Raw genomic sequence first — 9411 nt, 5'->3', positions numbered from 1 at the left:
GACGAGTTGTTGGCGTCGCTGCGGCTGCCGGACCGGGCTCGGGCGATGCTGTTCGAGGCGTGCCGGTCGGCACGGCCCCGCCCGCTAGTGCGCTCAGCGCGCGGCGAACCGCTTGTCGAGGGCGAGGTTGAGCTCCAGCACGTTGACACCGGGCTCACCCAGGAAGCCGAGTCCGCGCCCGTCGGTGTGCTCCTTGACCAGTTCGCGGACCACCGCCGGGTCCGCGCCGCGCTCACGCGCCACCCTGTTCACCTGCAACTCGGCGTACGCCGGGCTGATCTGCGGGTCGAGGCCGCTGGCGCTGGCGGTGACCGCGTCGGCGGGCACCGCCGGGTCGGCCGGCGCGTCGCCGCGGATGGGGGTGACCACCCCACCGGCGGCCACGTAGTCCTCGCCGGGCTGGGCCGGCTCCACAGCGACCCCCTGGTACTCGGTGACGAACGGGGTGGCCGGGGCGGCCTGGTTCACGCTCACCACCCGGGTGACCGGGCCGGTCAGGCCGTCGGCGCGGAAGACCGCGAGTACGGCGCCCACCCCGTCGTCGGTGCAGTACGGGCGTCGGCCGTCGACGCCGTTCAGCTCGCCGACGGACCTGCTGCGCCCGCACACCTGGGTGAGCAGGCTCTCGCTGGACTCCTGCGGATCGGTGGCGATGGTGTCGACGACGCTCTCCGGGCCCAGGTTGCTGGCCGAGGTGGCGGTCGGGTCGTAGCCGTCGCCAGCGGCGGAGGGGCGGGACTGGAAGTAGCGGGCGACGGGGTTGCCGTCCGCGTCGGTGAAGGACTGGCCGATGAGCGCGCTGCCGACGGTGTTCCCGCCCGCGGTGATCAGCGAGCCGTCGGCCCTGTGGTGGAGGCCGGGTAGCTGGCCGAGCGCCACCAGGGCCAGCGGGTAGACCAGGCCGAGCAGCACGGTGAAGACGAGCACGGCGCGCAGCGCGGCGAGGTGTTGGGCGATCCAGGTGGGTAGACGCATCACGAAATCCCCGGGATGAACTGGATGAGCAGGTCGATGAGCTTGATCCCGATGAACGGGACGATGATGCCGCCCAGGCCGTAGACCAGCAGGTTGCGGCCGAGCAGCTTCGACGCGGCGGCCGGCCGGTACCGCACGCCCCGCAGGGCGAGCGGGATCAGCGCGATGATCACCAGGGCGTTGAAGATGACAGCGGACAGGATCGCCGACTCCGGGCTGGACAGCCGCATGATGTTCAGCGCGTCCAGGCTCGGGTAGAGGCCGGCGAACATGGCCGGGATGATCGCGAAGTACTTCGCGATGTCGTTGGCGATGCTGAACGTGGTCAGCGCGCCCCGGGTGATCAGCAACTGCTTGCCGATCTCCACGATCTCGATCAGCTTGGTCGGGTCGGAGTCGAGGTCGACCATGTTGCCGGCCTCCTTGGCGGCCGACGTACCGGTGTTCATCGCCACCCCGACGTCGGCCTGGGCGAGCGCCGGCGCGTCGTTGGTGCCGTCGCCGGTCATCGCGACGAGCCGGCCGCCCTCCTGCTCCCGCCTGATCAGCGCGAGCTTGTCCTCCGGCGTCGCCTCGGCCAGGAAGTCGTCCACCCCGGCCTCGTCGGCGATGGCCTTCGCGGTCCGCGGGTTGTCACCGGTGATCATCACGGTGCGGATGCCCATCCGGCGCATCTCGTCGAACCGCTCGCGCATGCCGGACTTGACGACGTCCTTGAGGTGGATGACGCCCAGGGCGCGGGCGGGTTCACCGTCGACGTGCTCGGCGACCACGAGCGGGGTGCCGCCGGTGCCGCTGATCGCGTCCACGATCTCGCCGACCTGCTCGGTCGGGTGGCCGCCGTTCTCCCGTACCCACTTCATCACCGCGGCGGCGGCGCCCTTGCGGACCCGGCGGGCCGTGCCCACCGCGCCGCCGTCCACGCTGGCGTCCGGGGTGAGGTCGACGCCGCTCATCCGGGTCTGGGCGGTGAACGGCACGAACGTGGCGTGCGGCATCACGCCGGGCTCGCGCTCGCGCAGCCCGAACTCGTTCTTCGCCAGCACCACCACCGAGCGCCCCTCCGGGGTCTCGTCGGCCAGGCTGGACAACTGCGCGGCGTCGGCGAGCGTCGCGGCGTCGACGCCCTCGACCGGTACGAACTCGGCGGCCTGCCGGTTGCCGAGCGTGATGGTGCCGGTCTTGTCGAGCAGCAGGGTGTTGACGTCGCCGGCCGCCTCGACGGCCCGACCGCTCATGGCCAGGACGTTGCGCTGCACCAGCCGGTCCATGCCGGCGATGCCGATGGCGGAGAGCAGCGCGCCGATGGTGGTGGGGATCAGGCAGACCAGCAGCGAGATCAGCACCACGCCGGTGACACCGGAGCTGGTGATCGCGCCGCTGTCCGGCGCGGCCGCCTGGTACGCCTTGGAGAAGATGGCGAGCGGCTGGAGCGTGACGACGGCCAGCAGGAAGATGACAGTGAGTGCGGCGAGCAGGATGTTCAGCGCGATCTCGTTGGGTGTCTTCTGCCGGTTGGCGCCCTCGACCAGGGCGATCATCCGGTCGATGAAGCTCTCGCCCGGCTTCTGGGTGATCTTGACGATGATCTGGTCGGAGAGCACCTTGGTGCCGCCGGTGACCGCGCTGCGGTCGCCGCCGGACTCCCGGATGACCGGGGCCGACTCACCGGTGATGGCCGACTCGTCGACGCTGGCGATGCCCTCGACGATGTCGCCGTCGCCGGGGATGATGCCGCCCGCCTCGACGAGCACGACGTCGCCCTGGCGCAGCTCCGGCGCGGGCACCGCCTCGTCGCGGTAGGTGTTGGCCCGCGCGCCCGGCCTCCAGTCGATCAACCGGGTGGCGATGGTGTCCTTCTTCGCCTGGCGCAGTGTCGCGGCCTGGGCCTTGCCCCGGCCCTCGGCGACCGCCTCGGCGAGGTTGGCGAAGACCACTGTCAGCCAGAGCCAGACGGTGATCGCCCAGGCGAACACCGACGGGTCGAGCACCGCCAGGACGGTGGTGAAGGCCGCGCCGACCTCGACGATCAGCATCACCGGGTTACGCCACAGCGTGGTCGGGTTGAGCTTGCGGACCGCGTCCGGCAGGGACCGGATGAGCTGCTGGGGGTCGAGCAGACCTCCGCCGATCGGGTTGCCCTGGGTGGCGCCGGTGGCGAGTTGCCCGGATGTCACGGACATTCCTTCGTTCCTCATGGTGGTCAGAGCCCCTCTGCCAGCGGGCCGAGCGCGAGCGCGGGCAGGAAGGTCAGCGCGACGAGGACCACGGTGACGCCGACGACCATGCCGATGAACAGCGGTCGGTGGGTCGGCAGGGTGCCCTCGGACGCGGGGGTGGGTGCCTGGCGGGCCAGCGAGCCGGCCAACGCGAGCACGAAGATGAGCGGCAGGAACCGGCCCAGCAGCATGCACAACCCGAGCGCGGTGTCCCACCAGGTGGTGTTGACCGTGATGCCGCCGAAGGCGGAGCCGTTGTTGTTGCTGGCCGAGGTGAACGCGTACAGCACCTCGGAGAGGCCGTGCGGGCCGACGTTCAGCGCCGTCGAGTTGTTGCCGGTGGCGAACGCGGCGGCAGTGCCGACGAGCACCAGGATCGGCGTGATCAGGAAGTAGAGCGAGGCGAACTTGATCTCGCGCGACCCGATCTTCTTGCCCAGGTACTCGGGGGTGCGGCCGACCATCAGGCCGGCCACGAAGACCGTGATCACCGCGAGGATGAGCAGGCCGTAGAGACCGGAACCGGTGCCGCCCGGCGCGACCTCGCCGAGCATCATGTTGACCATCGTCATCATGCCGCCGAGCGAGGTGAACGAGTCGTGGAACGAGTTCACCGCACCGGTCGAGGTGAGCGTGGTGGCGGCGGCGAAGGTGGCCGAGTTGGACACGTCGAACCGCACCTCCTTGCCCTCCATCGCCGCGCCGACCGCCTGCGGCACCGTGCCGTGGCCGGCCAGCTCGAAGATGTTGGTGAGGGCGACGCTGAGGAACGCGAGGATGCCCATCACCGCGGCGATGGCGTAGCCCTGCCGGTTCTGCCCGACCATCCGGCCGAAGACCCGGGGCAGGCTGAACGGGATCAGGAAGATCAGGAAGATCTCCAGCCAGTTCGTCCAGGTGGTGGGGTTCTCGAACGGGTGCGCGCTGTTGACGTTGTAGAAGCCGCCACCGTTGGTGCCCAGCTCCTTGATCACCTCCTGGCTGGCGACCGGACCACCGGTGATGGTCTGGGCGCCGCCGGTGAGCGTGCTCACGTCGGTGCCGCCGGAGAGGTTCTGCACCACGCCGCCGATCATCAGCGCGATGGCGCCGAGGACGGCGATCGGCAGCAGGATCCGCAGCACGATCCGGGTCAGGTCGACCCAGAAGTTGCCGAGCTGCCCGGTCCGGCTGCGGGCGAAGCCGCGTACCAGCGCCACCGCCACCGCGATGCCGACCGCCGCCGAGACGAAGTTCTGCACGGCCAGGCCGGCCATCTGCACCAGGTGGCCCATCGTCGACTCACCCGAGTACGACTGCCAGTTGGTGTTCGTCACGAACGACACTGCCGTGTTCCACGCGCCGTGCGGCACCACCGGGTCGAAGCCCAGGGACAGCCACAGGTGGTTCTGCACCCGCTGGAACAGGTACAGGAACAGGATCGAGACCGCGGAGAACGCCAGCACGCTGCGGGCGTACACGCCCCAGGTCTGCTCGGCGGCCGGGTTGACCCCGACCAGCCGGAAGATCCCCCGCTCCACCCGGGACTGCTTCGTGCCGGCGACCGCCCGGAACATGTAGTCGCCGAACGGCTTGTAGACGGCGACGAGGGCCGCCACCAGCGTCACGATGAAGATGACGCCCGCTGTTGTCATGGTCATCAGAAGCGCTCCGGGAACAGCAGGGCGAACACCAGGAACGCGCCCAGGACGATCGCGAGCACCAGACCGACGGCGTTTACCGCGTTCACAGCTTCTCCACCGCCCGGACCACCAGGGCGAGCACTGCGAACAGCACCACCGTCAGGACCACGAACACCACGTCAGACACGCTGACTCCTCTTACCGGAAAGGTTCGTCGCGACCGCCTTCCGGTCGCGCCGGGCAATCAAAGCCCCACCACCAGCCGGACGGCAGGAGTCATAACGCGACCATGACGGAGCCGAACCTTTTCTTGACGCGGTTTTCACACCTGCCCAGTGAGCAGGTGAAATGCGGCACAGGCCGCTGGACGGTCCGCGAGACCAAGACCAGTTGTCCACCCTTTGCTCTGCACCTGCGGAGGCACCAGCTACAGACCGTGAGCGTCGCCTCCGCAGGTGCAGAGCAAAGGGCGCACGCGAGAGAGACCATGCGCGACCCGGATGGGTGGCGCATGGCCCAAGCGGGGGTGTGCAGGCCAGGCGGCGGGCCGGGTCAGGCCGGGCGGCGGGCCACCAGCACGTCGCGCATGATCGACTGGTCGACCCGGTGCCGCAGCGCCCGGTAGGGCTCGGCGTCGACAACGGTCAGGCCGGCGTCGGCAAGCGCCGCCGCCGCGTCCTCGCGGCTGGCGACGTGGGTGTTCCACGAGATACCGAGCGCACCGCCGGGACGCAACAGCCGCGCCCAGACCGGCGCGGCGTCCGCGAGCAACGCCAGCGGGTCGCGGGTCAACCCCTGATCGGCGGTACGACTGCCGTGCTGCACGCCGTACGGGGCGTCGGCGACGACCAGGTCGACGGTCTCCGGGCGGAAGAACTCCGCCGAGCGGGCCGTGTCGGCGTTGACCACGTCCAGCAGTTGGGTCTGGCCGGCCTTGTGCTCCTCGCGGGTCGGCGCCAACTCGATCCGCACCCGACGGCCGACCACCTTGCGCTCCCGCCGCACCGGCCCCGACTCCAGCACCCGGTGCTTGACCCGCTTCTGCTTCAGCCAGGTGGTGATGAACGCCCGGTACGCCTCGACGTCCTTCTGGTCGCGCTCGATGCCGGCGGCGTCGAACCCGTACATGAGTGCCTGGTTGAGGGTCGTGCCCCGGCCGCAGAGCGGGTCGAGCACCCGGAACCGCCGGCCGGTCAGCTCGCCAGCCCAGTCCGAGGCGAGCAGTGTGACGTTGAGCAGCAGCTTGGTGAACTGCTCGTTGGTCTTGCCCGGATACTTCTGGATGGTGAGCAGGTCGTCGTCGTAGCGGTCCAGTCGGCTCCACTCGATCGGCCGCAGCAGCTCACCGACGATCTCGAACAGCGCGTACCCGGCGGAGAGGTTGCCCAGGACGGCCAGGTCCCGCTCGGTCAGCCCGTCGCCGGTGAAGGTGACGTAGGACGCCCCTCCGACGATCTCGGTGTCCAGCTCGCCGATCCGGCCGTCGAGCGCCGAGCGGCCGAAGATCTCCAGCTCGGCCCGGGTCAGGTCGACGGCGGAGCGGGCGTACACCCGGTTGGTGGCGGGCAGGATAAGCAGGCCGTAGCGCGTCATGGTCCGGCGAGTATTCCACAACCCGTCGCGGTCGCCGGGAACCGGAGCGGCCCGTGGAGCGACTACCGGTACATGGGGTGTGAGCAGTGGCGGGAGGTCCTGTCCGCGCAGCTGGACGGGGAGGAGACCGCAGCCGAACTGGCGGCGGTGCAGGGACACCTCGACGGGTGTGCCGAATGCCGGGCCTGGTTCACGGCGGCGGCCGCGGTGACGCGTCGGGTCCGTACCCGGTTGGTCGCCGATGTGCCCGACCGGACTGCGGCGATCCTGGCCGCCGTCGCGGCGGAGCCGGCCCGCCGGTCGTGGTGGCGGCGGCTGGCCGGCCAGGGCCGACTGGTGGCCGGGCTACGCGCGGCGCTCGGGCTGCTCGGCGCGGTGCAGTTGGTGCTCGGCCTGGCCCAGGTCGGCCGGGGCGCGACAGCCGATCACCTGCACCCGGCCGGCCAGCACCTGTGGCACGAGTCGGCCGCGTGGAACGTGGCAGTGGGTGCCGGCTTCCTCTTCGTGGCGGTCCGCCGCAGCCCACCGGCCGGGCTGCTGCCGATGCTCAGCGCGTTCGTCGGCACGTTGCTGCTGCTCTCGGTGAACGACCTGGCCACCGGATCGGTGGGCGGGGAGCGGCTGGTCAGTCACGGGTTCCTGGTGGTCGGCTACCTGATCACCGTGCTGCTGTCCCGGCCCGGTCTGCGCCCCGGCGGACCCGCGCCGCAACGGCAGCCGGCACCGTCACGCTGGCGGTTCGGCACCGACGAGGTGGACCGGCCGCTGCGGGTGGTCCGCCCCGAGTCGTACCCGGCGCAGGCCGCCGACCGCAACGCCGCCCCGGCAGCGCACATCGACCAAGCCGGCGGACGTCGCGCCGCCTGACCGCTCTACCCGTGGCCTGCGTCACTGGCGGGTCGGACCAGCACCGGCGATGACCTGCGGGATGACCTGCTCGACGATGGTCAGCAGGGTGGTGGTGAGCAGCAGGTGCACCTGGGCACGGGTCAACACCCCGCGCTGGAGCCACTCCCGGGCGGTCGACGTTGCCAGCCCGCCGTACGCCCGGACCATCCCGCGCAACTCCTCGCGATGCTCCGCCTCGCCGGCCAGCCCGACGGCGACGAGCATGCGGTCCGCGGCGACCTCCTCGGCCTCGGCGAGCACCCGCTCCACGTCGGTGTCGCCGCCCATCCCCCGAGCGGTGACGGCAGCCAACCAGGAGGTGCTGTGCCGGGACACCACGTCGAGGAACCAGGAGACGCTGGCATCGACCCGGGTCCGGAGATCACCCTTGGGCAACCGCTCCAGGGCAACCTCCGGGATGGTCACCATGACCCGGACGACCTCCAGGTAGAGGTCCTTCTTCGCACCGAAGTAGTGGTTGACCAGGCCCCGAGCGACACCTGCCTCCCGGGCGATGTCGGTGGTCGACACCTCCGCGTACGGGCGTTCGCCGAACAGCCGGACCGCGCAGGCCAGGATCTGCCCGCGCCGGGCGTCCGGCTCCAGACGGCGGCGGCGCGGAGCCGTCTCGACACTCATCTGCCCGACCCTATCGAGCGCCTCGGCGTCGGCCACCCGCCCTCACCTTGATCAGGTGATGAAAGCGGGGGTACGCCGTTCGAGCGGCCTGCGCTGATCCACCCTTCTGCTCTACCCTTGCCACTCGTCAGTGGCAGTCCGACTGGTCCGGCCTCAACCGTCCAAGCCGGCGGACGAGACCAACTGAGCAAGGGAGCAGAGTCTTGGTTTCTCGACGTCGATTGTTGTCTGGCGCGGCCGGTGCGGCCGTCGGCCTCTCGGCCGCCGGTACGTTCGGCGGGTCGGCGACAGCGGCACCGTCCACCTCCACCGTGACGTCGCCGCTCGCGGCCCGTCGTGGTCGGCTGATGAGCCGGACGGTGGTGACGTCACCGGCCATCCCGTTGACCCACCTGTCTGTCGCGCACAACGGCCCGGCGGCGGCGGTGCGCCTGCGTACCGGAAAGGGGTGGAGCGACTGGCTGGAGATCAGCGCGTGTCCGAACGGTCGGGACGGTCGGGCGGTTTCGGCCCGGTCCGACATCGTGGTGGTCGACGGCGCCACCGGGTACGAGGTCCAGGTCGCGGATGGCTCGGCTGCCACGGTCGTCGAGCTGAACATGGTCGACGGGGCTCGGCGGACGGTCGCGAGCGCGGAAACGAACAGCCTTCCGCTGCCGTCCGGCACCAGGCGGAAGCCGACGTATCTGCCCCGGTCCGGTTGGGGAGCTGACGAGTCGCTCCGGCTCGCCCCGAACGGCAGCCAACTGTGGCCGACCGAGTTCTATCCAGTGCAGACGCTCACGGTCCACCACAGTGGCGTGTACCAGCACAACGAGGATCCCGACCCGGCGGCCACGGTTCGTGCCATCTACTACGACCAGTGCGTGCTGCAGGAGTTCGGTGACATCGGCTACCACCTGCTGATCGACGAGGCCGGACGGGTCTACGAGGGTCGCTACTCCGACCCGGGGCCGCAGCCGGTCTACGGCCCGGGTTTCGGTGGCGACGGTCGGCCGCTCATGGTCAACGCGGCGCACGTGGGCGGTTACAACGCGGGCAACATCGGCGTCTGCCTGCTGGGCCGGTACTCGTCCATCCTGCCCACCCCCGCCGCGCAGCGGTCACTGGCCCTGGTCCTGGCGGGGCTCAGCGGCTTGAGTCGGCTCAACCCCACCGGCCGGACCGGGTACGTCAATCCGGTGAGCGGGGTGGGTGGCAACGTGGCGGTCATCTCGGGCCACCGGGACTGGGCGAGCGTCGGTGCCGATCCGACCGAGTGCCCGGGCGACTACTTCTATCCCTACCTCGGCCAGTTGCGCCAGGAGGTGGCCACTCTGGCCGGAGTGCGCCCGACTCCGCCACCCCGGCCGCCGAGGCGCTAGTCGCCGCCGGTCAGCCTCGCCCCGTCGCCCCCGTCAGCGCGCCCGTCGCGCCGGCGGGGGCGACGGCGTGCACTGCCCCGCCACGCCTGCGGGGCGGCCGATCCCGACTTA

General features: G+C 70.8%; 8 protein-coding genes. 2 read left to right on the top strand and 6 right to left on the bottom strand.

Going from position 1 to position 9411, the window contains the following annotated elements:
- Nucleotides 1-93: 93 nt before the first annotated feature.
- From AB0F61_RS24185 to AB0F61_RS24165, 5 genes are all read right to left on the bottom strand, one after another.
- Nucleotides 94-975, bottom strand: a complete 882-nt coding sequence (locus AB0F61_RS24185) for a potassium-transporting ATPase subunit C (protein ID WP_357813477.1) — start codon at nucleotides 973-975, stop codon at nucleotides 94-96.
- Nucleotides 975-3158, bottom strand: a complete 2184-nt coding sequence (gene kdpB, locus AB0F61_RS24180) for a potassium-transporting ATPase subunit KdpB (RefSeq protein WP_357813474.1) — start codon at nucleotides 3156-3158, stop codon at nucleotides 975-977. The genes AB0F61_RS24185 and kdpB overlap by 1 nt, the downstream gene beginning before the upstream one ends.
- Nucleotides 3159-3178: 20 nt before the next feature.
- Nucleotides 3179-4834 carry a potassium-transporting ATPase subunit KdpA gene (kdpA, locus tag AB0F61_RS24175; protein WP_357813471.1) on the bottom strand — a complete coding sequence of 552 codons (1656 nt, stop codon included), beginning with the start codon at nucleotides 4832-4834 and terminating at the stop codon, nucleotides 3179-3181.
- Nucleotides 4834-4923 (bottom strand): K(+)-transporting ATPase subunit F, encoded by a 90-nt coding sequence (gene kdpF / locus AB0F61_RS24170; protein ID WP_036390805.1) that lies wholly within the window; start codon nucleotides 4921-4923, stop codon nucleotides 4834-4836. The genes kdpA and kdpF overlap by 1 nt, the downstream gene beginning before the upstream one ends.
- 445 nt (nucleotides 4924-5368) lie before the next feature.
- Entirely contained in the window at nucleotides 5369-6409 is a 1041-nt protein-coding gene (locus tag AB0F61_RS24165) for an SAM-dependent methyltransferase (RefSeq protein ID WP_357813467.1), read from the bottom strand.
- Nucleotides 6410-6481: 72 nt separating this feature from the next.
- Between AB0F61_RS24165 and AB0F61_RS24160 the strand changes: the two genes are divergently transcribed.
- The gene (locus AB0F61_RS24160; protein ID WP_357813464.1) at nucleotides 6482-7276 is read left to right on the top strand and encodes a zf-HC2 domain-containing protein; all 795 of its coding nucleotides are present in this window, start codon (nucleotides 6482-6484) and stop codon (nucleotides 7274-7276) included.
- Between the two features lie 21 nt (nucleotides 7277-7297).
- Here the strand turns inward: AB0F61_RS24160 and AB0F61_RS24155 are convergent, their stop codons facing one another.
- Nucleotides 7298-7936 (bottom strand): TetR/AcrR family transcriptional regulator, encoded by a 639-nt coding sequence (locus AB0F61_RS24155; protein ID WP_357813461.1) that lies wholly within the window; start codon nucleotides 7934-7936, stop codon nucleotides 7298-7300.
- Nucleotides 7937-8139: 203 nt separating this feature from the next.
- Here AB0F61_RS24155 and AB0F61_RS24150 point away from each other — a divergent pair, with 203 nt between their 5' ends.
- A complete protein-coding gene (locus AB0F61_RS24150; RefSeq protein ID WP_357813458.1) occupies nucleotides 8140-9300 on the top strand; it encodes a peptidoglycan recognition family protein in 1161 nt (386 codons plus the stop codon).
- The last annotated feature ends 111 nt before the right edge of the window (nucleotides 9301-9411 follow it).

Origin of the sequence: Micromonospora sp. NPDC023888 (assembly GCF_040639415.1) — a bacterium.
In the GTDB taxonomy this organism is placed as follows: Bacteria; Actinomycetota; Actinomycetes; order Mycobacteriales; family Micromonosporaceae; genus Micromonospora.
This window is presented reverse-complemented; position numbering and strand designations above follow the sequence as displayed.